This window comes from Rufibacter latericius (assembly GCF_003721515.1).
GTDB lineage: Bacteria > Bacteroidota > Bacteroidia > Cytophagales > Hymenobacteraceae > Nibribacter > Nibribacter latericius.
Genome location: NZ_RJJD01000007.1, coordinates 59976 through 84284 on the forward strand (window position 1 = coordinate 59976; position 24309 = coordinate 84284).

The 24309-nt window shown below is 47.4% G+C and carries 25 protein-coding genes; 9 read left to right on the top strand and 16 right to left on the bottom strand.

Going from position 1 to position 24309, the window contains the following annotated elements; translation table 11 throughout:
- Position 1: 1 nt before the first annotated feature.
- The 3 genes from EFB08_RS11785 to EFB08_RS11795 all read right to left on the bottom strand — a co-directional run bounded on the left by EFB08_RS11785 (position 2) and on the right by EFB08_RS11795 (position 2664).
- Positions 2-784: a pseudouridine synthase gene (locus EFB08_RS11785; protein ID WP_123127170.1), complete on the bottom strand. Its 783-nt coding sequence runs from the start codon at positions 782-784 to the stop codon at positions 2-4.
- A 121-nt stretch (positions 785-905) separates the two neighbouring features.
- Complete coding sequence (locus tag EFB08_RS11790) at positions 906-2165, bottom strand: cysteine desulfurase-like protein (RefSeq protein WP_123127171.1); 1260 nt, start codon at positions 2163-2165, stop codon at positions 906-908.
- 139 nt (positions 2166-2304) lie between these two features.
- Complete coding sequence (locus EFB08_RS11795) at positions 2305-2664, bottom strand: hypothetical protein (RefSeq protein ID WP_123127172.1); 360 nt, start codon at positions 2662-2664, stop codon at positions 2305-2307.
- Positions 2665-3337: 673 nt separating this feature from the next.
- On the opposite strand from EFB08_RS11795, the gene EFB08_RS11800 reads away from it, so the two are divergent.
- Both EFB08_RS11800 and EFB08_RS23515 read left to right on the top strand, forming a co-directional pair.
- On the top strand, positions 3338-5308 hold the full coding sequence (locus tag EFB08_RS11800; RefSeq protein ID WP_123127173.1) for a glycoside hydrolase family 172 protein: 1971 nt from the start codon (positions 3338-3340) through the stop codon (positions 5306-5308).
- Between the two features lie 245 nt (positions 5309-5553).
- A complete protein-coding gene (locus EFB08_RS23515; RefSeq protein WP_165864871.1) occupies positions 5554-5715 on the top strand; it encodes a hypothetical protein in 162 nt (53 codons plus the stop codon).
- Between the two features lie 187 nt (positions 5716-5902).
- Here EFB08_RS23515 and mnmE read toward each other — a convergent pair whose 3' ends face one another.
- From mnmE to EFB08_RS11845, 9 genes are all read right to left on the bottom strand, one after another.
- The gene (gene mnmE / locus EFB08_RS11805) at positions 5903-7282 is read right to left on the bottom strand and encodes a tRNA uridine-5-carboxymethylaminomethyl(34) synthesis GTPase MnmE (protein WP_123127174.1); all 1380 of its coding nucleotides are present in this window, start codon (positions 7280-7282) and stop codon (positions 5903-5905) included.
- Positions 7283-7315: 33 nt separating this feature from the next.
- Positions 7316-7816: a thioredoxin family protein gene (locus tag EFB08_RS11810; RefSeq protein WP_123127175.1), complete on the bottom strand. Its 501-nt coding sequence runs from the start codon at positions 7814-7816 to the stop codon at positions 7316-7318.
- Between the two features lie 221 nt (positions 7817-8037).
- Positions 8038-8925 carry a metal ABC transporter permease gene (locus tag EFB08_RS11815; protein ID WP_123127176.1) on the bottom strand — a complete coding sequence of 296 codons (888 nt, stop codon included), beginning with the start codon at positions 8923-8925 and terminating at the stop codon, positions 8038-8040.
- The gene (locus tag EFB08_RS11820; protein WP_123127177.1) at positions 8922-10214 is read right to left on the bottom strand and encodes a metal ABC transporter permease; all 1293 of its coding nucleotides are present in this window, start codon (positions 10212-10214) and stop codon (positions 8922-8924) included. The genes EFB08_RS11815 and EFB08_RS11820 overlap by 4 nt, the downstream gene beginning before the upstream one ends.
- Positions 10211-11014, bottom strand: coding sequence for a metal ABC transporter ATP-binding protein (locus tag EFB08_RS11825; protein ID WP_123127178.1), 804 nt, complete (start codon positions 11012-11014; stop codon positions 10211-10213). The genes EFB08_RS11820 and EFB08_RS11825 overlap by 4 nt, the downstream gene beginning before the upstream one ends.
- A gap of 407 nt (positions 11015-11421) precedes the next feature.
- A complete protein-coding gene (locus tag EFB08_RS11830) occupies positions 11422-12366 on the bottom strand; it encodes a metal ABC transporter solute-binding protein, Zn/Mn family (protein ID WP_227006313.1) in 945 nt (314 codons plus the stop codon).
- Positions 12367-12388: 22 nt separating this feature from the next.
- On the bottom strand, positions 12389-13048 hold the full coding sequence (locus EFB08_RS11835) for a metal-dependent transcriptional regulator (protein ID WP_123127180.1): 660 nt from the start codon (positions 13046-13048) through the stop codon (positions 12389-12391).
- Positions 13049-13054: 6 nt separating this feature from the next.
- Entirely contained in the window at positions 13055-14065 is a 1011-nt protein-coding gene (locus tag EFB08_RS11840) for a 3-oxoacyl-ACP synthase III family protein (RefSeq protein WP_123127181.1), read from the bottom strand.
- 65 nt (positions 14066-14130) lie between these two features.
- Positions 14131-15273, bottom strand: a complete 1143-nt coding sequence (locus EFB08_RS11845; RefSeq protein ID WP_123127182.1) for a glycosyltransferase family protein — start codon at positions 15271-15273, stop codon at positions 14131-14133.
- A 47-nt stretch (positions 15274-15320) separates the two neighbouring features.
- On the opposite strand from EFB08_RS11845, the gene EFB08_RS11850 reads away from it, so the two are divergent.
- Positions 15321-16139: a 2,3,4,5-tetrahydropyridine-2,6-dicarboxylate N-succinyltransferase gene (locus tag EFB08_RS11850; RefSeq protein WP_123127183.1), complete on the top strand. Its 819-nt coding sequence runs from the start codon at positions 15321-15323 to the stop codon at positions 16137-16139.
- A gap of 212 nt (positions 16140-16351) precedes the next feature.
- Here the strand turns inward: EFB08_RS11850 and EFB08_RS11855 are convergent, their stop codons facing one another.
- A complete protein-coding gene (locus EFB08_RS11855) occupies positions 16352-17242 on the bottom strand; it encodes a 3-hydroxyacyl-CoA dehydrogenase family protein (protein ID WP_123127184.1) in 891 nt (296 codons plus the stop codon).
- Positions 17243-17518: 276 nt separating this feature from the next.
- On the opposite strand from EFB08_RS11855, the gene EFB08_RS11860 reads away from it, so the two are divergent.
- Both EFB08_RS11860 and EFB08_RS11865 read left to right on the top strand, forming a co-directional pair.
- The gene (locus EFB08_RS11860) at positions 17519-17671 is read left to right on the top strand and encodes a lmo0937 family membrane protein (protein ID WP_123127185.1); all 153 of its coding nucleotides are present in this window, start codon (positions 17519-17521) and stop codon (positions 17669-17671) included.
- Positions 17672-17730: 59 nt separating this feature from the next.
- Positions 17731-17880, top strand: a complete 150-nt coding sequence (locus tag EFB08_RS11865; protein ID WP_123127186.1) for a lmo0937 family membrane protein — start codon at positions 17731-17733, stop codon at positions 17878-17880.
- Positions 17881-17973: 93 nt separating this feature from the next.
- Here the strand turns inward: EFB08_RS11865 and EFB08_RS11870 are convergent, their stop codons facing one another.
- The gene (locus EFB08_RS11870; RefSeq protein WP_123127187.1) at positions 17974-19602 is read right to left on the bottom strand and encodes an ABC-F family ATP-binding cassette domain-containing protein; all 1629 of its coding nucleotides are present in this window, start codon (positions 19600-19602) and stop codon (positions 17974-17976) included.
- Positions 19603-19915: 313 nt separating this feature from the next.
- Between EFB08_RS11870 and EFB08_RS11875 the strand changes: the two genes are divergently transcribed.
- Together EFB08_RS11875 and EFB08_RS11880 are read left to right on the top strand one after the other, a co-directional pair.
- Complete coding sequence (locus tag EFB08_RS11875) at positions 19916-20380, top strand: DUF4199 domain-containing protein (protein WP_165864872.1); 465 nt, start codon at positions 19916-19918, stop codon at positions 20378-20380.
- Positions 20381-20794: 414 nt separating this feature from the next.
- Positions 20795-21547: a hypothetical protein gene (locus tag EFB08_RS11880; RefSeq protein WP_125077721.1), complete on the top strand. Its 753-nt coding sequence runs from the start codon at positions 20795-20797 to the stop codon at positions 21545-21547.
- Positions 21548-21614: 67 nt separating this feature from the next.
- Here the strand turns inward: EFB08_RS11880 and EFB08_RS11885 are convergent, their stop codons facing one another.
- Positions 21615-22025, bottom strand: a complete 411-nt coding sequence (locus EFB08_RS11885; protein ID WP_125077722.1) for a hypothetical protein — start codon at positions 22023-22025, stop codon at positions 21615-21617.
- A 135-nt stretch (positions 22026-22160) separates the two neighbouring features.
- Between EFB08_RS11885 and EFB08_RS11890 the strand changes: the two genes are divergently transcribed.
- Complete coding sequence (locus EFB08_RS11890) at positions 22161-22958, top strand: murein L,D-transpeptidase catalytic domain family protein (RefSeq protein ID WP_165864873.1); 798 nt, start codon at positions 22161-22163, stop codon at positions 22956-22958.
- 88 nt (positions 22959-23046) lie between these two features.
- Here EFB08_RS11890 and EFB08_RS11895 read toward each other — a convergent pair whose 3' ends face one another.
- Positions 23047-23238 carry a hypothetical protein gene (locus tag EFB08_RS11895; RefSeq protein ID WP_123127192.1) on the bottom strand — a complete coding sequence of 64 codons (192 nt, stop codon included), beginning with the start codon at positions 23236-23238 and terminating at the stop codon, positions 23047-23049.
- 232 nt (positions 23239-23470) lie between these two features.
- Between EFB08_RS11895 and EFB08_RS11900 the strand changes: the two genes are divergently transcribed.
- A complete protein-coding gene (locus EFB08_RS11900; protein WP_123127193.1) occupies positions 23471-24277 on the top strand; it encodes a M48 family metalloprotease in 807 nt (268 codons plus the stop codon).
- Positions 24278-24309 lie beyond the last annotated feature (32 nt).

Here is a 24309-nt window from a genome sequence, read left to right on the forward strand (position 1 = left end):
TCTAGGCCTTTAAATCACCACCGATGTTCTGGAGGATGGTATCTGGGTAAACAGGCAAGGGCTGCGGAAGGTCTTCTTCGTTTTCCAGCAGGGTTAACCAAGAGAACCGCTGGCAAAGCCGTTGCATGTTCTCAGGAATCTGGGCTTTCATCTGAATACTTTCACCTGTAAAAGGATGCTCAAAAGTGAGCGAAGCCGCGTGCAGCAGAAGGCTGGGGCTATTTAATTCCTCCAGAAACATACGGTTATGGCGCCAATCCCCGTGTTTTTTATCTCCGATGATATAATGCCTGAGATGCGCGAAGTGCTTCCTTATTTGGTGCATACGCCCGGTCTCTGGCTTTATCCTGACTAAACTATAACGCGAAGTCTCGTACCGCCCCACGGGAATGGGTAATTCAATGGTGCCCAAACGGTTGAAATGGGTAACCGCTTCCTGGGCTTCCTTGTTGGGGTGGTCTTTATCAGGGCGGATGGGGCTATCAATGGTACCTGCTTCGGGAGCGTACCCGCGCACAATAGCCAGGTACGTTTTGTCTGGTTGGCGTTCAGCGAAGGCTTTCACCAAAGGGGCCGTGGCTTTCGGCGATTTTGCGAAAAGAAGCACGCCAGATGTTCCCCGGTCCAACCGATGCACGGCGTGAAGTCGGTAACCCAGTTGGTCGCGTAGCAATTGAAGAGCAAACTCTTTTTTCTCTTCGGCAATGCGCGTGCGGTGCACCAGTAACCCGTTGGGCTTGTTGATGGCTACGTAGTGCGCGTCTTCATAAATAATCTCCAGCACTTCTCTCTAGCTTAGGTACCGCGCAATTTACGGAAAATAAGGATGAGCGAAGAAACCTTCCTTGAGTGACCAAGTGATATCGGGCCGTTTTCAGAAAAGAAGGCCTAAAACAAAAAGATCATCAAGCCAGAGAACCTTGTCGTTCCCTGACATGGGAAGAAATAAACTCCCGCAAGCCCTTCTCAAAGAGCATTACTTCTTCCAAGGTATTGTAAGGCGCCAAACCAATCCTGACCCAGCCACCCTGAGGGTTGACGTTCAGTTTCTCGGCCATGGTAGAGGCATAGAAGTGACCATCGGCGATGCACATGTTATAGTTTTGGGCAAACCATTGGGTCACCTCGCGGGCATTCACTTGGCCCAGGGTAAAGGCAAAGGTTGGGGTTTTTTGGGTATCGGCGGGAGCCCGGTACAGACGGACCTCGGGAGTTTCCCTTAAGAAAGTTTCCAGTCGGTCAGTCAGTTCCTGTTCGTGGGCGGCTATCCGGTGCATGCCTGATTGCAGTCGGTCGCGCCGGGTACTGCCTTCCCCTAAACTCTCGATGAAAGATATAGCCCCAATCAAACCGGCGATGGCTTCATGGTTCTGGGTTCCGGTTTCCAATTTGTCTGGGATGTTCTGCGGAGCCGGAGCCAGTTTGTAGACCGGTAATTTCTCGAACAGCGAAGCGGCGATGACTGCAATGCCCACATGCGGCCCGAAAAACTTGTAAGCCGAGCACAGCAACACATCGCACCCCATCGCTTTGAAATCAAGGGAAAGGTGGGGAACAGCGTGCACCGCATCTATTATCACCAAGGCTTTCACCTCTTTTGCCCGAGCAATGATTCTGTTAATGTTGGTGACAGTGCCGGTGACGTTAGAAGACAAGCCCACCGCTACCAGTTTTGTATTCTCGGTGATAATCTCGTCCAGGTTCTCCAGTTCCAGGGTATAGGTTTCGGGATGAACGGGAATGAAATTAACCTTGGCTCCTTTGTCTTTCGCCAACGTCACCCAGGGATCAACATTCGCCCGGTGGTCTAATTCGGTGACTACTATCGCATCTTCAGAGGTAATAAAGGGCGAAAGACTTCTTGCAATGGAAAAAGCCAAAGAAGTCATGTTTTGCCCAAAAGCAACTTCAGCAGGAAAGCAGTTCAATAAATCGGCCACTGCGGTGCGGCCATCCTCCAGCAAGGCATCAGTTTTGACACTGGTGGGGAAAGCCCCGTGCAAGTTCGCCATCCCGTTGGTGATGTAGCTGACTATGGCATCTACCGCCTGCTGCGCCATCTGCGTTCCGCCCGGACCATCGAAAAAAATAAAGGTTTTCTGGTTTTCTTTTTCTCTTAAGGCAGGAAAGGCAGCCCGTAGCTGCTGAACGGAAAGTTGGCTCATGTAGGATGTTGCTTTAGCTGTAGACGCTTTAAGGCTCCTTTTACAAAAACAGGGGAAAAGCTATTTTCCGGGAAGATAAGGCATTTTTACTTTACCTGGTTTCCCGAAAAGCCAAAGGTCAATGAAAAGCTTCGTTCTTTTAAGAGCAAACCGCTGCTACCTGTCGGGAAAAAATGTTCTTCCTGATCAGGTGGGTAATATTGGTGGCGAGATTGAACTGCAACACGTTTACGGCATCTTCGGTTGGGTGAACACTGGTACTGGTCAACACAATAACTGAGTTTTGCCCGAGATTGGTGACAGTATAGTTGCTCTTGATCAGGTATCCATCTATATCAATAAAATAGAAGCTTTCTTTATCAAAGCCCAGGTAGGTGATGTTCGCCAGGTATTGCCCAAAAAGAGAAGGTTCATCAATGAAAGAAGAGGCACAGATGTACTCCGCAGGTTCGTGCGCTTCACCTGTCACCAGTTTCAACAGATTCTGGTTTTTGATCATTCTTTGAAGGTGTTCCTGTTTTAAGCCTTGGGTAAGTCTTAAATAATGTCCTATTGAAATAGTATCTTTCATAATATAAAGGATTTATTGTACGATTATAACAAATAGAAGTATTAATTCCAAATGCTTTAAATTATTTTTATATTAATTATAATATTCTCATTGGTGGATATAGTAGGTTTAAAGAGCAATAGGGTTTTATGGGAAGAACTTTCAAATGAAAGGGCAGGAATTCACCTAAAGCTTAAGTTTTCTTTACCAGTTGATTGGATTAACCTACGTTCTTAAAGGAGGTTGTTCTAAACGAGGCAACCTTAGAATTTACTTTTAAGCCGTTTTTTGCCATTTATCTTCAAAACGCATTAAAATCATTTGCATTTAAGAGGAAAAATAACTTTTCCGCCTTAGGGGTTTGGTTGAATACTTATCTCTAATTCTTTTAGGTATCTTAAGAGAGGAAACAACCTGCTGCCTAGCTTGTCTTAATTGCTTCTGAGCTGAATTCCAGCCAGAAAGAGGTTGAGCAGGGTAGAAGTTTAGCTTGGTAAACAAACGCTCAATAGACCAATGGAAAGTTAAAAAAGGGAATAGGAGGGCCTCATTCCTGAAAATGGGTGCAAGTCTCTATTGTATATAGCTTCATCTATCCTTTATAACAAATAACCTAAGTCGTATGAAGAAGCAACTATTGGTTACCCTGTTCTCTTTTGGTGCTTGTCTGAATGCATTAGGACAAAACGCCAATTACCAGAAGGAGTTGCTCAACTTAGCGGATATCTCCCGGCTTCCTCTATACCGGTCCGGAAACATGGAACAACTCTCCAGTTTTGACAGGACCGGGGGGAATGATGACGGGTTCTCGGGGAAGTACTCGGCGGTCAGAAAGGAACCCGGCGGATTGGTTCTCGCCGACCTGAAAGGCCCCGGCGTGGTCAACCGCATCTGGACTCCCACTCCCGAAGCCGACACGGTTAAATTCTTCTTTGACGGAGAAAAGAAACCCAGGATCAGCATTCCGTTCATTAACCTTTTCACCGGGAAACATGATCCCTTTGTGGCACCGCTTTGTGGTACCCAGTTGGGAGGATTTTACTGTTATCTGCCTATCCCTTACGAGAAGTCGTTGAAGATTCTTTACACCGGCAAGAACCTCCGCTTCCATCAGATTCAGTTCCGCAGTTTAGACAGAAAGGAAAGAATGGGTTCTTTCACTCCCGCTTTGCTAAACCAAAACAAAGATGTTTTAGAAAAGATCGCCTCCGCCTGGGGCAAACAAACCTCGCCGCTCCTTCTGTACGGAGATAAACTGAAGTCCCAGAAAGTAAATGTGGTGCTGCGGAAAGGGGCCGAGGCAACACTTTTTGAGATGAATAATGGAGGACGCATTGTAGGGCTTGAAATAGGAGCAGGAAGTGACCTGCTGCAGGCCTACCAGAAAGTATTGCTGACTGCCCGATGGGATGATGAGAAAACCAATGCACTTGAACTACCCCTGCACACCTTCTTCGGGTTTGCCTTTGGAAAACCCGCCATGCAATCCATGTTGTTGGGCTCCGACAAACATAAACTGTATTCTTATTTACCCATGCCCGTTGATAGATCAGCCGAGGTGCGGCTGAAGTACGACAAAGGAACAACGGGGAATCCTGAAGAAATTCTGGTTTCAGGCACCGTTTATTACACCAATGATAAAAGGGATTCCGCCCACGAAGGAAAACTGTACGCGCAGGCCAGGAGGCAATATAATATACCACAGGCTGTTCCGTATTTAATTGCCAATGTTAAAGGAAGAGGCCATTATATTGGTACCATCCTGCAAACCCAGGGACTGGAAGAGGGCAGCACCTATTACTTTGAAGGCGATGACCGGGCCTTTCTTGACGGGAAACTGAAACTGCACGGGACCGGCTCTGAGGATTATTTCAACGGCGGCTGGTACGCGGTTCAAGACAAGTGGGACAAAGGCCTGAGTCTGCCCATCCATGGAGCACTGGCTTATGACCTGATGACCTCCCGCACAGGTGGGTACCGTTTCTATCTCTCCGATAAACTGAACTTCAACGATTCGCTTCGGCTCACCATCGAGCACCAGCCCGAAGACAAAATCAACGTTAAGACGGATTATACCTCGGTGGGTTTGTTTTATGCCGATAAACCTCAGTTCGAAAACACCGAGATCAGGATAGAAGACCAGATCACCAAAGTTCCTCAAAGGCATAAGCTAACGCCCCAAGGCATGGTGTATTCCCTATATTGGCTGGCAACCGCCGACTACCAGGATCCCTCTATCGTATTCGGCCTGAAACCCTCCGATTCATGGACCGCAAAGATTGACATTGACGCCGTTCCCATAGCGCAGGTATCGCTGCATGGCCTGGATAATGGCCGCTACAAAGTCTATGTAGAATATGGCCGAACAACCCAGGCAAGTCCCTTCAGCGTTTGGCAACGGTCCTCCCAAATATCCGGGTGGATACCCACGGAGGTGGGAACCCAGGAACAAGGGCCAAAGACAGAATACGCCGGCGAAATTGATATTACCGATGAACTGAAAACCATTACCCTCCGCAAAAGACCCTCAGATGTAGCTTCAATCCGCATTTTTAGCTTCCTTTTCGAGAAAATGGGGGAAACTGGAAGGTGATTCTAGTAGGGGTGTTTACTAGCTGATAAGAAGGCAGGATGTTTAATTAATTGAATGAAAACTAAGCTGTTATTTAGTTTAGAGCTTGGTTGATACAAATAAGGTTTCTAAATCATTTATCATTAAGTCTCTAATCTATGATTATCTAAATACTTATAAATTAGATTTTGTACATCTAAGAGGCGGAGAAACAGTATATTAAATCACCTATAATTTTTTTGAAATAACATTAAAAAAGGTAGACAATGAGTACCAGATCAGCAGACCAGCAGAAAAAGCAGCGCCAAAAGGAATTCAAGGAAAGAAAAGAAAATCAGGAGCGCTTGAAAGCTGCAGCAAAAAAAGCAGAAAGCGATACCTCCAACAATGAAGATGCGAATGACAGGAAGCGCAAATCTGATGACTAAGCTTGGAATTCGTTTCTAAGTAAATTAGCCCTATAATTTTTTGGAGCTTATACCATCTGTTGTAAAAACAAAGATGAAGTTACCTTTTTAAGAGAACCAATGACAATAGAAACCAGGATAGTTTTACCCTCTTAGAGGATTTATCAGCCATAATATTACTGAGCCTATTCAAAAAGGAAGCCTCTGTTTACTTTCCGATGCAGAACTTGGTGAAGATGTTATCCAGCAGATCATCAGTAGTAATTTCACCTGTTATTTCGCCCAGGTAGAACAGGCACCGGCGAATATCGGCGGCGAGCCAATCACCGGTGAGGCCACTGTCCAAGCCCTGAAGAACCTCTAGAAGTGCATCATCTGTTTTCTTTAGGCTTTGGAAGTGACGAAGGTTGGTGACAATGGTGCGGTCTCCGGTCATGGCTTCGTTGGCGTTTACCTGATCCAGCAAGGCTTGTTTAAGATCGTCTAGGCCTACCTTGGTGCCGGCAGATAGAAAGACCACATTTTCCTGGCTTGCGAAAGCCGCCAATTGCTCTGCAGTGGCAAGGTCTTTCTTATTGGCAAGTAAAAGATAAGGTACCTGCGGTAAGTCCAACGCATTCAGTTCCTCTTGCAGTTCTGTAGGGCTGGTGGAGGTGACGTCAAAAAGGTACAAGACTACGGCCGCTTTGCGGAGTTGTTCTTTGGTACGAGCTACCCCAATGGCTTCCACCGTATCCAATGTTTCCCGAAGTCCGGCCGTATCAATGAACCGGAACCGGATTCCCCCGATGTTTGCTTCGTCTTCAATGACATCTCGGGTGGTGCCGGGAATGTCAGATACAATGGCTTTTTCCTCGTTAAGAAGGGCATTAAGCAAAGTAGATTTCCCGGCGTTTGGTTTACCGGCGATCACGGTGGGTACCCCGTTCTTCAGCACATTGCCCATTTCAAAGGACTGCAACAAGTCCGAGATCAGCCGTTGGAGGGAGGCTATTAATCGGCGCAGGGCTTCGCGGTCAGCGAACTCCACATCTTCCTCGCTGAAATCAAGTTCCAGTTCAATCATGGAAGCGAAATGGATCAACTGGGCTCGAAGGCCTTTGATTTCCTGCGAAAACCCGCCCCGCATCTGTTTCATGGCCACCTGGTGCGTTAAGGCAGAGTCAGAGGCAATGAGATCTGCGACAGCTTCGGCCTGGGCTAAATCAAACTGACCGTTGAGGAAGGCACGTTTGGTGAATTCTCCGGGCTCCGCCAGGCGGGCACCATGGCGCAGGAACAGTTTCAGGAGTTGTTCGGTGATATAAGGGGAGCCGTGACAGGAAACTTCCACCACGTCTTCCTTGGTGTACGAGGAAGGCCCTTTGAACAGGGAAACCACTACTTCATCCAGAATCTTCTCCCCGTCGCGGATGGTCCCGAAATGCAGGGTGTGCGAGGCTTGTTTTTCCAGGTTCTTTCCTTTGAAAACACGCTGCACAATGGAGATGGCCTCAGGACCTGAAAGCCGAATGATGGCGATGGCCCCATGACCCGAGGCGGTGGCCAAGGCCACAATGGTATCTTTGGAAAGTATAGAAGGTATCAAAGCGGTATTTCTGGGTATGTAGCCGTTTAAGGGCTATTTTTCCGAAAGATACGCCAAAGCACGCAGAAAGTCTTTGGGTGGTATATAGCCGGGAACCCGTTCCATGATCTGTTGCTTCTCGTTAAGGAAAACGGTGGAGGGATAGCTCATCTGCCCGTTCAAAAGAGATAAGGCTAATTCGTGGGCTTTATACTTTTCCAGGTACTTGTACGTCTTGCCTTGCACCGTGATGGACTGCCGCTGCTCGGCGTTTAGTCTTACCACATAGAAGTCCTGGTTCAGTTTTTTTACTACTTCGGGGTTCCGGTACACCTGTTTGTCCATCTTCTTGCACCAGCCACACCAATCGGTGTAGACATCCACCAGGATCTTGCGAGGCTTCGTCTTGTTCTTTTGAAGGGCCTGTTCTAAGGTTAGCCATTGCAATTCACTGGCAGGAACCAGGGTGCTGGGACTATTTAACGCAGCCTTTTTGAGAGCGGGGGAAGGAAGCAGATAAGAGAAAGTAGTAAGAAATAAAAAGAGAAAGTGCATGTTGTGGTAATGGGTCTATAAAGGAGTGACCTCCGGTTCTGGAATAGGGAGGAGCACGTCAACTTCTTATACGCTACCCCGAAGCATCTATTGTGTTCCTGGAAAACTTTAGGCCTAAAATCCCTCTGCTAAAACAAGTTTAGTTAAGGACGACTACCAAAAGTAATTTTTCTGTTTTAAGGGTAATTCCCGGAAAACAGGCCTAAAAGGAAACTGGCAAATTACGCATTCACCAAAAGGTTTGGTTTGCGGCGGCGGGAGAGGAGACCATGGGTAGGCGAGAAAATGAAGGCCAGCAGAAACTGGAGGCCAATCATTGCCGAGATAGCACCTGCCACCGATCCATTGAGCCACAAGGCCAGGTAAAATCCTGCGGCTGACGCAATTACCCCCAAACCTGCCGAGATCAACAGCATTTTCTTTAGGTTGTCAGTGAGCAGGTAAGCGGTAGCAGGAGGTCCCACCATCAAAGCCACCACCAGAATCGCGCCCACAGATTCAAAGGCTGCCACAGTAGTCAATGATACCGCACCCATCAAAAGATAATACCAAAGCGTAGTGGAAAGGCCAATGGCTGCAGCAAAAGCCGGATCAAAAGAAGTGAGGTATAACTGTTTGTAAAACAGGCTTATAAAAAGCAATAATACTACCAGTACTCCACCCATAATCCAGACCGTACGCGGACCAAGATTCAGTCCATTATCCGTTAGCCAGATGTCAAGGGGAACGTAAGCGATCTCTCCGTACAGCACACAATCCTGGTCCAGGTCTACCTTTCCGGCATACACCGAAATCAGGATAATACCCAGCGCGAACAGCCAGGTAAAGGTGACGCCAATGGAAGCATCGGCAGAGACATTTGCTTTTTTATGGAAAAACTCGATGAGGAAGGTACAGGCCACACCCAAGGTAGCCGCCCCAATGAGCATGGTCCAGACTTCGCGGGAACCGCTGAATAGAAAAGCCAACACAATGCCGGGCAAAACCGCGTGGGAAATGGCATCGCCCACCATGGCCATTCGGCGTAAGATCAGGAAACAGCCCAGTAAACTGCAGCAAATAGCTACCAGGGCACCGGTAAATATGATCCAGAAGGCATCTATGTTCATGGCTGTTGCGGAATAGAGGAGTGGTGCGGATCTGCGGTGGGGAAGTCCAAAAGCTCTTCCAATCGTTTTTCCAGTTCAGGCGTGAGCACGTGTTCAATGGATTCGGCATCTTCGTGCACGTGGTCAGAAGCCACCTGCAAGTATTGGGTCAGGTACAGTTCCCAAAGACGGTGCAGCCGAACCACCCGTTGAGCTTCTTTCTTACCCGCTGGGGTAAGTGCCCAATTTCGGTTGCTTTTTTTGATGAGCCCCTGGCGGCTTAATTGCTGCAAAGCTTTTTTCATGCGCTTCAGAGGTTGCTGGCGGCGTTCCAGAATCTGTTGACGCGAATAGCTGCTTTCGTATTCTCCCTTTGCCTCGCCCAGGTGGAACAAGGTTTTGAGGATGTTCTCGCGGGTCATTTGCCGCCGTACCCCTCGTTGAAGCAGGTACCGGGCCAATAGCCCTTTTCTGGGAGCCATGATGAACGAGAAAATAGCTAATATAGACAAAAGCATCACGATCCAGGGGCCGGTGGGCATAGCAGGAGCGGTGAAGGACACAAACGCCCCGGCGGCTCCGCAGAAGGAACTCATGAGGGCCGCAATCAAGATCATCATTCCCAGTCGATCGGTCCAGAAACGGGCCGCTGCTGCCGGAGTAATGAGCATGGCGGACATAAGGACCACCCCAACCGATTGGATGCCCACCACCACGGCCAACACGGTAAGGGTCGTAAGCAAAAGTTCCAGGCCCCGTACCGGTAACCCGATGGTACGGGCATACGCCATGTCAAAGGAAATCAGCTTGAATTCTTTGTACAGCAGCACCACACTCAATAAAAGGAGCAAAGCCACCGCGCTAAAAGTGATGAGGTCTTTTCCCACCAAAGCCGCGGCACTCCCGAACAGGAATTTATCCAGGCCGCTCTGGTTAGCGTTACCCGAGTGTTGGATGGAAGTCAGAAAAAGAATGCCTACCCCAAAGAACACTGAAAGCACCAACCCGATAGCGGTGTCTTCCTTGATGCGGCTTTTGGCTGTGATCACATCAATGATAACCAGAGAGAGCCAACCAGTCAGGAAGGAGCCCAGAAGAAGAATCAACGGGTTTTTCTCACCGGTTAAGATAAAGGCGAGGCATACACCAGGAAGTACCGAGTGCGCCACCGCATCGCCCACTAAGGCCCTTTTCCGGAGCACCGTGAAGCAGCCCACTACCGCCGAACTGGCCGCCAGCAACACCGACCCAATGGTCACAAACCGCACGTTGGCGTCTGACATGCTCAGGAAATCCCAGAGAGTGTTCATTTGCGCACCGGTTTAGTTTCCCTGATGGGGAAGTTTTGTTTTTGCAGCAATTCACTCACGCGGCTTAGCTCGGTTAAACGGCCTCCATAGGTCTTTTCTAGCAAATCGGGCGTAAGGGTTTGGCTTGTAGGCCCGGAGGCTACCAGGCGCATATTGAGCAGAATGATCCAGTCAAAGTAATCCTGCGCCGACTGCAGGTCATGGTGCACCACAACTACTGTTTTACCGGTATCCCGCATCTGGCGCAACAATTCAATTATGGCAGTTTCGGTGGCGATGTCTACGCCCGCGAAAGGTTCATCCATGAGGTATAGGTCAGCATCCTGAGCCAAAGCGCGGGAAAGGAACACCCGCTGTTGCTGTCCGCCGGAAAGCTGGGAGATCTGCCGGTTGGCAAAGTCCTGCATGCCTACTTTTTCCAGGGCCTCCATGGCCTGTTGGCGTTGCTTTGACCCTGGCCTCCTGAAAAGCCCTAATCCTCCGTAGGTTCCCATCATGGCCACATCCAAGGCTGAGGCAGGAAAATCCCAGTCCACCGACTCCCGTTGAGGCACATAACTAACTTTTTTCCGGACCTCCTCCAGTGATTTCCCGAACAACTCCACAAAGCCGCTGTTCAGGGGCAATAATCCCATAATAGCCTTGATCAAGGTTGATTTACCGGCCCCGTTTGGCCCGATGATGCCCACCAAGGCCTGTTTGGGAAGGGTAAGGTCCACATCCCACAGCACAGGTTTCCGCTGATAGCTTACCGTAAGATCATGCACCTCTAAAACCGGATCCGTTACGTGTTGTATCATGGATTTTATATGAAAGCAAGCTTAAGACTTTGTTTAATAATTTGGTTGTAAGTGTTTAGAAGCTAATTTTTTAAGGGGGATCAAGACTCTTTTATTTTTTAAAGTACCACTTAGAAACACTTTAGCATCAAACTGCTGAGTAATTCATTTAGCTGCTATGTTACCATTTGCCCATAAGTTCCTTTCGGTAGGACAATGGACGGGAAATGGCCCATGACAAATTTTGAAATTTTGACTTGAAGAAGGCATTTTGATTTAGACCCATTTTCTTGAAAGAAAGCTTTAAACAGGAATCCAAAACAATCAGGCTTCCATCAACCTCAATCTATTCCTTTATTTATTCCTTCAAACCTTCATTTTACCCAGGATCATTCTCTCAATCATTCAAACACTCCCTCCTTCGATTTTCACTTCAGCGCTTTGACGATCTTTCCAACGTTCTCCTTCACCATGCCGGCGTAAGTTCCGGCAGGGCCATTAGTTTCTCCGAGGGCATCGGAGTAGAGGGTGCCGCCTAGTTTCACTTCATGGCCTTTTTGGCGGCATCCTTCCAGCACCGCTTCAATTGCTTTCTGTGAGACCGAACTCTCCACGAAAACAGCTTTCACCTTGCGCGAGACAATGAAGTTGACCAGGGAAGACACATCCTGCAGCCCGAACTCAGAAACCGTTGAAATGCCTTGCAGACCCTGTACTCTAATTTTGTAGGCATCCCCGAAATACCCGAAGGCATCATGGGCGGTGATCAGAATCCGTTGCTGGTCTGGAATAGAGGTGATCTGCTCTAAGGTCCAGCGGTGGAGGCTGTCTAGTTGCGCCCGGTAGCGTTGTGTGTTGGCTTGGTAAACCTTTGCATTGCGTTTGTCTTGCTCCTGTAGTTTCTCAGAAATGTGCTCCACCACCTGGCTCCAAAGCTGCACTTTAAACCAAATATGGGGGTCATGACTATCCTGGAACTCCGGGGGCCTGCGAAGCTGACTTTCCGGAATGGTTTCGGCGGCCGCCCAGACTACTTTCTGGCGGGCCAGCTTTTCCAATACTTCTCCCATTTTGCCCTCTAAATGGAGGCCGTTGTAGATGATCACGTCTGCTTCGCGCAGAGTTTGTAAATCACCTAAGGCGGCTTTGTACAAGTGCGGATCTACGCCAGCTCCCATCAGGGAAGTCACCACTGCCCGGTCGCCTACCACGTTGGCCACTGCATCGCGAAGAATGCTGGTTGTGGTCACGATGTACAGCTTGCCTTGCTGGTGGGCCTTGGCTCCCGGAGTATCATCTGGGTTGCAGGCGGCCAACAACAAGAAAGCCAGGAACAAAGGCCAAAGCCCTAGGCGTTTAGAGCCTGTTTTCATAAAATCAGCGCTAAATCGCACCTTAAGGGTTGATGACAAAAATCTTCTCCAGTACATCTGAAGACAAAATCACGGATTTAGACTTATTGATGCTTATTTCTAAAGAGTTATCATACGGTATCTTATCCAATACTTGCAGTTGCGTGCCAATCTGAATGCCCACCCGGTTAAGGTATTGCAGGAAAGCAGGTTGCGAGTCTTTTACTCGACAAACCACCCCTTTTTGCTCCACCGACAAGGAGGCGAGAGTCCGTTGCTCCACCTCGGGCAGTTCGCCCGCTTCGGTAGGAATGGGGTCGCCGTGTGGATCTATGCGCGGGTGGCCCAGGAACTCATCTAAGCGCTGAATGAGCAACTCAGATTTCACATGTTCCATCTGTTCGGCCACCTCATGCACTTCGTCCCAGGTGAAGTGGAGTTTCTGCACCAGGAACACCTCCCAAAGGCGGTGTTTCCGGATGATCTTCAGGGCCACCCGCTTTCCTTCATCGGTGAGTTGCACGCCGTGGTATTTTACGTAATGCACCAGGTCTTTAGCGCTCAGTTTCCGCAGCATGTCACTCACCGAGGCAGGTTTGGTTTCCAGGGTGTCAGACAGCGCAGTCGTGCTCACTGCGTGGTCCCCACCCCCAGATAATTTATAGATGGCCTTGATGTAGTTTTCTTCGGCGGTACTTTGCATTATAATCTACCAACGTATTAAGGCAGAAGCCCAGGTGAAACCACTTCCAAAAGCTGCCAGGCAGATGAGATCACCTTCTTTCACGCGGCCTTCCTCAAAAGCCTCGGAAAACGCGATGGGTACCGAGGCAGCCGTAGTGTTCCCGTATTTCTGAATGTTGCTGAAGATTTTGTTGTCTGGTAATTTCATTTTCTGCTGAATGAACTGGGTAATGCGCAGGTTAGCCTGATGCGGTACCACTAAGTCCAAATCCTCGGCAGTAACGCCATTATGAGTCAGAGCTTCGTTGATCACCTCTGGAAAACGGGTTACCGCGTGTTTAAACACGGTGCTTCCGTTCATAATAGGGAAAATGTCCCCGCTGTCAATGGTCTGGTACGTAAGCCGCTCCGCATCATTGCTGGATGGCCCTTTGGTCATGAGTTCTTCAGCAAATTCTCCCTGAGCATGTAAGTGGGTGGACAGAATGCCCCGGTCTAAGCTACCAGAAGGAGTCAAAACCGCGGCTCCGGCGCCATCGCCAAAAATCACTGAAACAGACCGGCCTTTGTCTGAAAAGTCCAGCCCCGAGGAATGGATTTCAGAACCCACTACCAGCACATTATCATACATGCCGGTTTTGATGAACTGGTCTGCCAGTGAAAGCGCATAGATAAAGCCCGAGCACTGGTTGCGGACATCGTAGCAAGGTATGTCTGAGATGCCCAATTCGCGCTGGAGCAATACCCCTGATCCCGGAAAGAAGTAGTCTGGGCTTAACGTTGCGAAGACAATCATGTCCAGGTCTTTGGCCTCCAAACCGGCTTTCTCCAAGGCTTTCCGGGCTGCATTAGCTGCCATGTTAGCGGTGGTATCCTTGCCTGGTTCAAAGTAACGACGCTCATTTATGCCGGTCCGTTCTACAATCCAGGCATCTGAGGTATCCATTAATTTTTCCAGATCAGAATTCTTCACAACCTTTTCAGGTACATAGTGGCCGAGGCCAGCAATACGGGAGTTTCTTAGTTCTTTGCTCATAGTTTGTCAAATATACGTGAAAGGAAATAAAAGTTTAGGTTTGTCTAAAAATATTTTGAAGCAACTTAAATTTTCAGCAAACCTTTTAGGATGACTTGCGTTTGCTGCTCTTCTTCCTGCCAGAACACCTCTGAGGGAATTCCCCGATGGTAGTACGTGCTGTTTAGGAGAACCTCCACTTTGTTTTTGGTAAGGTTTTCGGAAAAACGGTGAGAAAACCCAGCGTTGGTTTGTTTCAGTATTTCCTCCCACAAGGGGTTTTCTTGGGTGATCACCACCAAGCCGTTCCCCATGTATTCAAATAACTTAGTAGGGATACAATTAAACGTGCTTGGGTGCGGATGATAGGGGAGAAGACCGATGTGATGTACTTGCTCCTGGGTCAGGATCTCTTCATGGGGCACCAGGTGAGCACCACCTATCCATTGCACAAAAGGAAGTTCTTGTATCCGTGAAGTAAGTTCCTGCAGAAAGGCAGCATCGGCGCAATAACCAATAATGATGAGTTCTGCATCCGGCACCCAGGCCCGTAGCTGCTTTGTGAACTCTATTGCTTCCAGCACGCCATACAACCGTGAAATGGTCCCCGAGAAAAGCAATCTAAGCGGCTGCACTTCTTTCAGGGAAACCGGCAAAGATCTTTTAGGCGTTTCACAAGCGGCAGGCGGAAGATATTTGTTTTGAAGAACCGTGTACCTGTTGTCCAGAAACGGCAACTCCTGGGCATAGGATTTCTCAGCCAGAAAAAAATGGTCAACCCCCGGTGCTAGGAGTTTCTCAAGGAGGCGCACGCCGAATCCGAAGGCCTTTCCCAAGATACCAGGGTATACCTTTTGGGTAGTAAGGTTCAGGAAGTAGTTTTCCTGCACATCGTACACCAACTTGCAGTTGTGTTGCTTGCAATACCACCACCCAATGGGTAAGAGCTCATGGGTAGCCACCAGAAGCAAATCAGGTTTAAGTTCTTTCAGAAGTCTCCAAAATTTCACCTGGGCTGTGAACCTCTGAACCGACATCCTTTTGAAGTTAAAGATGGGGTGAGCGGTAATTCGTTGACTTTGAGAAGCAGCGGGAGCTTTGGATTGAAATCCGGCTATATGTACGTCAAACTCAGGGAGTTTAACCAGGCTTTGGCCTATTTTCTCGTATAAACGGGTGTCAGAAACCGGCTTCAACAAAGAGGCCAGCAGAATTCGTTTTCGAATCATCGCCACAATTTAATAATTTTGACCTCTTATTCTTTCACAAAGACGAAATGAACGATTTACGAGAAGCGATAGAAAAGACCTGGGATGACCGGTCTTTATTGGGGCTTAAAAGCTCCCAGGAAGCCATCAGATGTGTGATCCACCACCTGGACCGCGGGGAACTGCGCGTGGCGGAGCCCACCGGCACTGAGAAGTGGCAGGTGAATGAGTGGGTTAAAAAAGCCGTGCTCATGTATTTCCCCATCCAGCAGATGGAAACAATTGAGGCGGGTCCTTTTGAGTTCCACGACAAGATTCCGTTGAAGAGCGGGTTCGCCCAACTGGGTATTCGGGTGGTACCTCATGCGTTGGCGCGGTACGGAGCGTACATTTCTAAAGGAGTTATTTTGATGCCTTCTTACACCAACATTGGCGCCTATGTAGACGAAGGAACCATGGTAGACACGTGGGCTACGGTAGGTTCTTGTGCGCAAGTAGGCAAGCACGTGCACTTGAGCGGTGGTGTTGGATTGGGGGGCGTGTTGGAGCCCGTTCAGGCTGCTCCCGTTATTATTGAAGATGGTGCCTTCATCGGGTCTCGCAGCATCTTGGTGGAAGGTTGCCACATCGGTAAAGAAGCGGTGATTGGGGCTAACGTGTGCATCACGGGTTCCTCTAAAATCATTGACGTGACTGGCGCTGAACCAAAAGAATACAAAGGCTATGTGCCGCCTCGTTCAGTTGTAATCCCAGGTTCATATACCAAAGAATTCCCAGCTGGTTCTTTCCAGGTTCCTTGCGCCTTGATCATCGGGCAGCGGAAAGAAAGCACTGACTTGAAAACCTCACTGAACGATGCCCTGCGCGAAAACGCAGTAGCCGTTTAGGACCTGTTTTTCATATAACACCCTAAAAACAGAAGGGACCAGCATTTACTGGTCCCTTCTGTTTTATCATCAACTCCTAATTGTTCATGATGGTGAGCATCTCGATTTAGGTCAACCTGAACGAACCCATACAGAAGGTTTTTATTTAAGCTGGCTCAAGCTCCCCATTAAATGTAATATCAGGAAATAACCCTTTTTGGTTATTTAGTAGTTTATCGCTTCTTGAAAGTGTCTGCTACTACAAGGTCTTTGGTGCCATGGGTATAGCTGTAGAAGCCCTGGCCGCTTTTCACCCCTTTATGCCCTGCCTGTACCATATTCACCAGCAGTGGGCATGGTGCATATTTGGGGTTTCCGAAACCGTCATGCAGCACCCGCAGGATAGACAAACAAACGTCTAGGCCAATGAAGTCGGCGAGTTGAAGGGGGCCCATGGGGTGCGCCATGCCCAGCTTCATAATGGTGTCAATTTCCTCTACTCCGGCCACTCCTTCAAACAAAGAATAAATGGCTTCATTGATCATGGGCATAAGAATGCGGTTGGCCACAAAGCCAGGGTAGTCATTTGCCTCAGCGGGGATTTTTCCGAGTTGTCGGGAAAGGTCAAGTATTTGGTTCGTCACCTCATCGCTGGTGGAATAGCCTCTGATTACTTCCACCAGTTTCATCACCGGCACCGGATTCATGAAGTGCATGCCAATCACTTTGTCGGGACGCTGGGTTACCGAGGCAATTTTGGTGATAGAAATAGAGGAGGTATTGCTGGCCAGGATACAGGAAGGCTTGGTGAAACTCTCCAGCTGGCGGAAAAGGTCCAGTTTGATGTCTACTTTTTCGGTGGCGGCTTCTACTACTAAGTCAGCGTTCTTTACGCCTTCCTGCAGGCTGGTGAACGTGGTGATGCGCTGAAGGGTCTCACTTTTCTGCTCCTCGGTCACGATCCCTTTACTGACCATTCGGTCCAGGTTTTTGGAGATGGTGGCCAGTGCTTTGGTGAGGGAATCCTGGGAAATATCAATCAGGGAAACGGAGAAGGAGTTCTGGGCGAAAACGTGGGCGATGCCGTTGCCCATAGTGCCTGATCCGATGACGGCTATGTTCATATAGAGGGAAAATTAGTGAATGAGCGTTAGTTCGTACGATAAAGGTACAAAGCTATGATATTTCCAAAGGGGCGCAAGGTTTCCCGAAAAGGAGGGAAGCATCAACCAATCATCCTTTGAAAAATTAAAATGCAGAAGTTGAACGATTTAAATGTTTTTAAAAACCTATATAAATCTTTTCAAATATTCTTGCGTACAAGCAGAAAAATCAATATAGGAACGCAAGTTGTATTGCTTTCTTAAAACAACTAACCAAAACCAAACACAACTAAAACTATGGGAAATCTATTGTATATCATCGCAGTAGTGCTGGTAATTATCTGGCTGATCGGCTTCTTAGGATTCGGAGATCAAGTAGGTGGCATTATTCACGTTCTGTTAGTAATCGCGGTGATCGCCGTGTTGCTTCGCCTGATACGCAGGGCCTAACGTTACTGCTCCGCATAAGGTAGCACTGTCACTTTGTGAAAACAGTTTAAAATAGAATTATGGGAAACTTACTGTACATCATTGCGGTAGTGCTTGTAATTGTATGGCTCATCGGGTTCTTAGGATTCGGCGATCAGGTTGGCGGGATCATCCACGTATTGTTGGTGATTGCCATTGTGGCTGTTTTACTAAGATTGATACGCGGGTAAAGTGTAGACTATACCAAAAACAGAAGGGGCGGCCCAAATGGGTCGCCCTTTTTGTTTTAAGCTTATTTCTGGAAAACCAGCCCTGAATCAGGATTACACCAGGGAGTTTACCCCGTACATCTGAGCGCGCAAGGCTTTAATGTCTTCGTTGGTGAGGTACTCTTCATAGCTCATCCGTTTGTCAATGATTCCGCTAGGGGTGATTTCAATGATGCGGTCGGCAATGGTGTTCACGAACTGCAAGTCATGGGAGCTGAACAGGAGGGAGCCTTGGAAATCTTTCAGGCCGTTGTTCAAAGCGGTGATGGATTCCAGATCCAAGTGGTTGGTGGGTTCATCCAGTACCAGCATGTTACCGCTCTGCAACATCATGCGGGACAGCATACAGCGTACTTTCTCCCCTCCTGATAATACCCTAGCTTTCTTCAGTGACTCCTCGCCGGAGAAAAGCATCCGGCCCAAAAATCCACGGATGAAGCTTTCGTCTTTCTCCACGGAGAACTGACGAAGCCAATCTACCAGGTTAAGGTCAGTGTCAAAGAACTCGTTATTGTCTTTAGGGAAGTAAGCGGTGCTGATGGTAGTTCCCCACTTATATTCGCCTTTGTCTGGCGTGGCTTCTCCCATGATAATCTTGAAGAAGGTAGTCGCCGCCAGGTCATTCCGGCTGATAAGGGCGATTTTGTCTTTCTTGTCAACGGTGAAGGTAACATCCTTGAACAGAAGACCGTCTTCGCCGCTTTTTGTCAGGTTATCTACCTGCAACAACTGGTTACCAGCTTCACGTTCCTGCTTGAACTGGATGTAAGGGTACCGACGGCTAGATGGTTTAATATCTTCCAGCGTCAGCTTCTCCAACAATTTAGCCCGCGAGGTTGCCTGCTTTGATTTAGAGGCGTTTGCGCTAAAACGGGCGATAAACGCCTGTAATTCCTTACGCTTATCTTCGGTTTTGCGGTTAGCGTCGGTGCGTTGTTTTGAGGCAAGTTGGCTTGATTCATACCAGAATGAGTAGTTACCGGCGTATAGCTGAATCTTGCCGTAATCAATGTCTGCCACGTGGGTACACACGGCATCCAGGAAGTGGCGGTCGTGGGAAACCACAATAACGGTGTTCTGGAAATTGTCAAGGAAGTTCTCCAGCCACATGATGGACTCAGCGTCCAGGTGGTTGGTAGGCTCATCCAGGAGCAGAATGTCTGGGTTACCAAACAACGCCTGCGCCAATAAGACACGGATTTTCTCATTACCACCAAGATCTTTCATCAAAGTATAGTGCATGTCTGGTTGAATACCCAAACCGCTCAGCAATTCACCGGCTTCGTACTCAGCGTTCCAGCCTTCCATGTCAGCGAACTCGGCTTCCAGTTCAGAGGCACGCATGCCGTCTTCCTCGGTGAAGTCTTCTTTGGCGTAGATGGCGTCTTTCTCATTCATGATGTCCCACAGGCGTTTGTGGCCCATGATCACAGTCTGAAGGACCGGAAACTCATCATACTCATAGTGGTTCTGTTTAAGAACCGCCAGGCGCATTTTAGCGGGAATATCAACGGTACCGGTGTTGGGGTCTATCTCCCCAGATAATATTTTAAGGAAAGTTGACTTACCCGCTCCGTTGGCCCCAATAAGACCGTAACAGTTGCCGGGAGAGAACTTGATGGTGACATCTTCAAAAAGGGTTCGTTTGCCGTAGCCAAGACTAACGTTGCTAGTACTGATCATGCTTTTTCTTTCTATATAATAGAGTTTCTGGGGCGAAGTTACCAAAAGAACTGAAAAGCGCCTTACCTGTCGCTCAAAACCGCTTTTGGGGTTCCTTGCCCTAGATTACAGACAATCAAAGCCTTAAATCAGTTCAGCGAAAACAAGAATGGCTTTCAGGTGTTACAAAGAGGCAGGCCAACGTAAAAAATACAGCATTAGCACAACACCTCTTCCCGGAATCAAGTATATAATTAATCATATCTACTTTTTAAAGGTAGGCCCTGAGAACCTGTTCTCTCTTAAACTGAACTTAAAACAAAATAAAACTAAAATGGAACAACGTAGGACAACGGTACAGAAAACGGGTACCTATTTTGGAATTATGACGGGCATTGCCGCAATCATTTATATGGTCTTGCTAAGGTTGCTGGGCCTCCTAGAAAATGTATCACTTCATTTCTTAACCGGTATTATCCTGGTCATTGGAATTTGCATGGCCATTCGCCGGCATAAAATAGGGAAAGCAGGTAAGATTGGGTATTTAGAAGGAATTGGCGTAGGTTTTTTCGTGGGCCTGGTAGCATCTGTGCTGTTTACCATTTTCCAGGTAGTTATTGATAAAGTCTTCAACCTGGCTTTGTCTTATCCTTACATGGCAGATGAATCATATGGCAACGAACAAGCCATTTGGCTTTTGGCCATCACCTGGATTCTGATGGGTGTGGTAATCGGGGCCTTTGTAGGGTACATTGCCATGCAGTTTTTCAAGAAACCAGACCATAAACTCACCTCCTGATACGGAATATTCCATTTAAACCTTAAGCCCGGCTATTTGATAGTCGGGCTTTTTTTATGGAAAAAATCTTTGAGATAAATAAAGTATACTATTTAGGGAATTCAAGAAAAGATGTTTGTAGAAACAATGAATGTAAAAACAGGTAAAACACTATTGAAGATTATACCTTTAAACGCTGTTTTGAGAGAATAGAAGCTGGAAAATGCGAAATATGGTTTAAATATGCGTTATTAGCTATATATAATAGCTTCTTGCAAAGACAATTGTTTTGGTAGTTCAATTTGTGAATATGAGTTAAGTGCAATAACAAAATATTAAATTTCCTATAACTATGATGGTTTTTGATGCGTTAAAGGACATATATAATAACACGAAGAAATTTGATCTAAATCTACCTAAAGCGTCAACAACACCATGAAAAAATTATTACTATCAGCCCTTTTTATCGGAGCCGTTTATTCAGCCCAAGCTCAAACAAATTTAACGGGTACTGCCGCCGCTTCCCGTGCCGTTCTTTCTATGAGCGCCCAAGAAATGAGCCGCCAAATGTACAATGAACTGGAGTTAAACGAAGGCCAGTACGTTAAATTGAAAGCCCTGAACCAAGCAAGATTTGACAAGTTCAGCGAGATTGAGAAAATGTATGCTACCGATGCGCAAATGCGCGATGCCAAAATCAAAGAAGTAAACGAGCAATTGGATCAGGAGTTCGCTCAAATTCTAACTCCAAAGCAATTTACCGCTTATCTTGAAATGGATGGCCGCGCAGTAGCTACTTCTCCTTCCACAACAGGAACAGAAGCTTCCAGCACCAATACCTCAGGAGGTTCTACCACGTTAACTACCGGAACGGCTACTGATGCTTCTACCACAACCGGAACCACCACAACAGGATCTGCCAACACCGAAATTAAGGTGAAGGACGATAAAGTGAAAATGGAAAGCGGTTCAGATAAAGTGAAGCTGGAAGACAACAAGATGAAAGCCGAGTCTGCCAGCGGCGAGATGAAAGTGAAAGGCAACTCTGAGAAACTGAAAACAGATGCCGTTAAGTATAAATCTTCCCCATCAGAAACTAAGATCATCACTCCAGAAGGTAAATCTAAAGTGGAGAACGATAAGGTGAAGATTAAAACAGAAACAACGAAAAAGAAAGTCAAAAACTAAGATTTGACGCTTGCCTGGAAAGCCGTTCTCCCCTAGAGGAGAATGGCTTTCTTTTTTTAGGCAGGAGTTATTCCTTGAAGATATTCGCCTCCCGAACGTTGCCTAGGGCATCCATCCGAACGGTGAGGGCTTCTTTCTCCTTGCTTTGCTGGCTGGCCGCAGAAGTGCATTTTGGTCCGGAGGTGATGTAGTAAATATAGATTTCCTGGCTGTTTTCCAGTAACTGCTGTGCATCTGGCTTACCCAGCAACTTCCTTATGTCACTCTCGTGTAAACCACCTAGTTTAAGCCTGATTGATTCAATCTGCTCTCTTAAGTTCACCCGATCTCCTTTACAGCCATTTAAGTCGTTTTTCCAGGTTTTGGAATCGAAATCAAAGTCGCTCACCGGTGAAGTGCAGGAGCAGAGAAAGACAGCTAAGAAATAGAAAAACAAGAAGTAAATTCTATATTGTTTTGCGGAAGTTAGTATCTTCATAATGTTTTGAAATTGTGTCATAAACCCATTTTTAACCATCTGTTTTTGTAGTCTATTTGGGCTTATTTTGCTAAACTTGGAACAAAAGTAGACAGTAACTGGGTTATAACGATGTCACACGCTAAGAAAAACAGCATGAACAAAATAATTTCGGCTTTCTCTTTCTTCTCCATACTCACTTTTATTTCTCCTGCCAACAGTGCTACCGCTACCAGCAACGGTTCTACTGCGGCCGCTTCTGAAGTTGTTGTTGCCTCTAGCAGAGCAGCCTTTGACGACTTCCTGGAGAACCTTTATGATGAGGCGGACCTTAGAAAAAAAGGATTAGACTTTGATGTTTTCAAAAGAGCCGCTACAGGTTTTTATAACCTGAAAGAGAAGAACAAATTAAGCCGCACCAAAGATCTTCTAACAGTAATTGATTTCAACAAACCCAGCACTGAAAAGCGTTTGTGGATTGTTGACCTGAATAAAAAGAAAGTATTATACCACAGCCTTGTAGCCCACGGTATGGGTTCTGGAAATGAAAAAGCCGTGAAATTCTCAAACGTGGTAAACTCACACATGAGCAGCCTTGGTTTTTATGTCACTGAGAACACCTACATAGGCAAGCATGGTTTATCGCTTAAGCTGAACGGTTTAGACCGGGGCTTCAATACCAATGCTAAAAGCCGCGCCGTAGTGGTACACGGAGCTGATTATGTAAGTGAGTCTTTTGTAAAGCAACATGGCCGATTAGGTCGCAGCCACGGTTGCCCCGCTTTACCTAAAGAGATCACCACAGAGGTAGTGCAGTTGATCAAAGGCGGAACCTGCCTGTACATCGATGGGCCTTCTGCCAACTACACTTCAGCCTTCCTCGATACAGATTCTGCCATTAAGCGTTTTGAGACCGAAATCCTGGCGAAGCAGGCAAAATTGTTGAGCAAATAAGAAATCAGAGATTAACTTTTCCATAAAAAGCAGAAGCCGACCTGAAAAGGTCGGCTTCTGCTTTTTATGCGTTATTGATTGGGTTTGATCAGGCAGTATCCTTGGTGCCTTTGATGAGACTGATTCCGGTAAAGAAGAAGATCAGTCCTACCACAAACGGAACCAAAGAGGAAATCTGGTTCATGGAATCACCATGGGCCAAAAAGGCGTAAGCCCCCCAAATGACGCCCACAATCCCTAGGATTGTTAAAATAGCGCCGAAAGTTCTTTTTAGATTCATTTCAGTTTATTCTAAGTGAAAAAAACGCCCATTGGCGCTACAGGCATTCTTACGTATGTACAATCAAAATTGATATAGTAATCTACCTATATCAAGCGGATTAATCTCCTGAACCCCTACGTAGTTCTCGCAACCAAGTACCAGCATTGCCGTTATTTCACACATACTCTCTTTGTAGTTCGAATAAGGCATCAAGAGAGAATAGAAACAAAGGACTAAGAAAACTGCAAATATGAGAGGTTCTATACGGTTGGTGATTGGCTTGCTGATTGCGGCCTTTTCCTTTCTTACCTATTGGTGTAACCGGGAGTATAATCCGGTGACCGGCGAGACCCAACACGTGAACATGAGCGCTGACCAGGAAATAGCCTTAGGGTTACAGGCGGCCCCAGAAATGGCCCAGCAATATGGCGGCCTTCACCAAGATCAGCAGGCCGCTGCCAAGGTAAAAGAGATAGGCCAACGGATAGTGCAAAGCACCAAAGCCAGGGAGACCCCGTACCAATTTGATTTCCACCTACTCGCCGATGAAAGCACCATCAATGCTTTCGCCTTACCGGGTGGTCAGGTGTTTATTACCGCCGGGCTGCTTTCCAGGTTGAAGACCGAAGGCCAGGTAGCAGGTGTTTTAGGACATGAAATTGGCCACGTGGTGGCCCGCCACTCAGCGGAGCAGATTGCCAAAAGCAGGTTTACCCAAGGTCTCACCGGTGCCGCTGCCGTAGCTACCTTCGACCCGCAGAATCCATCCAGTGCCAGTGCCGCCGCTGCGGCCGCCATGATCGGGAAACTGTTGGATCTTAAATATGGCCGGGACGATGAATTGGAGTCTGATTTTTTATCAGTTTCCTTTACCGCTCAGGCAGGGTATGACCCAAGAGCCATGATTGGGGTGATGGAAGTTCTTTCAGAAGGAGGGAGCAGGGGAGGGTCAGAGTTCTTCCAGACCCATCCCAATCCTGAGAACAGGGTTGCCCGGATTGAACAAGCCATTGCCGAGAATTTCCCCAATGGCTTACCCCGGGGATTGGTCCAGTAAATAATTCCTATTTTAAGCGTACTTTCCAGAAA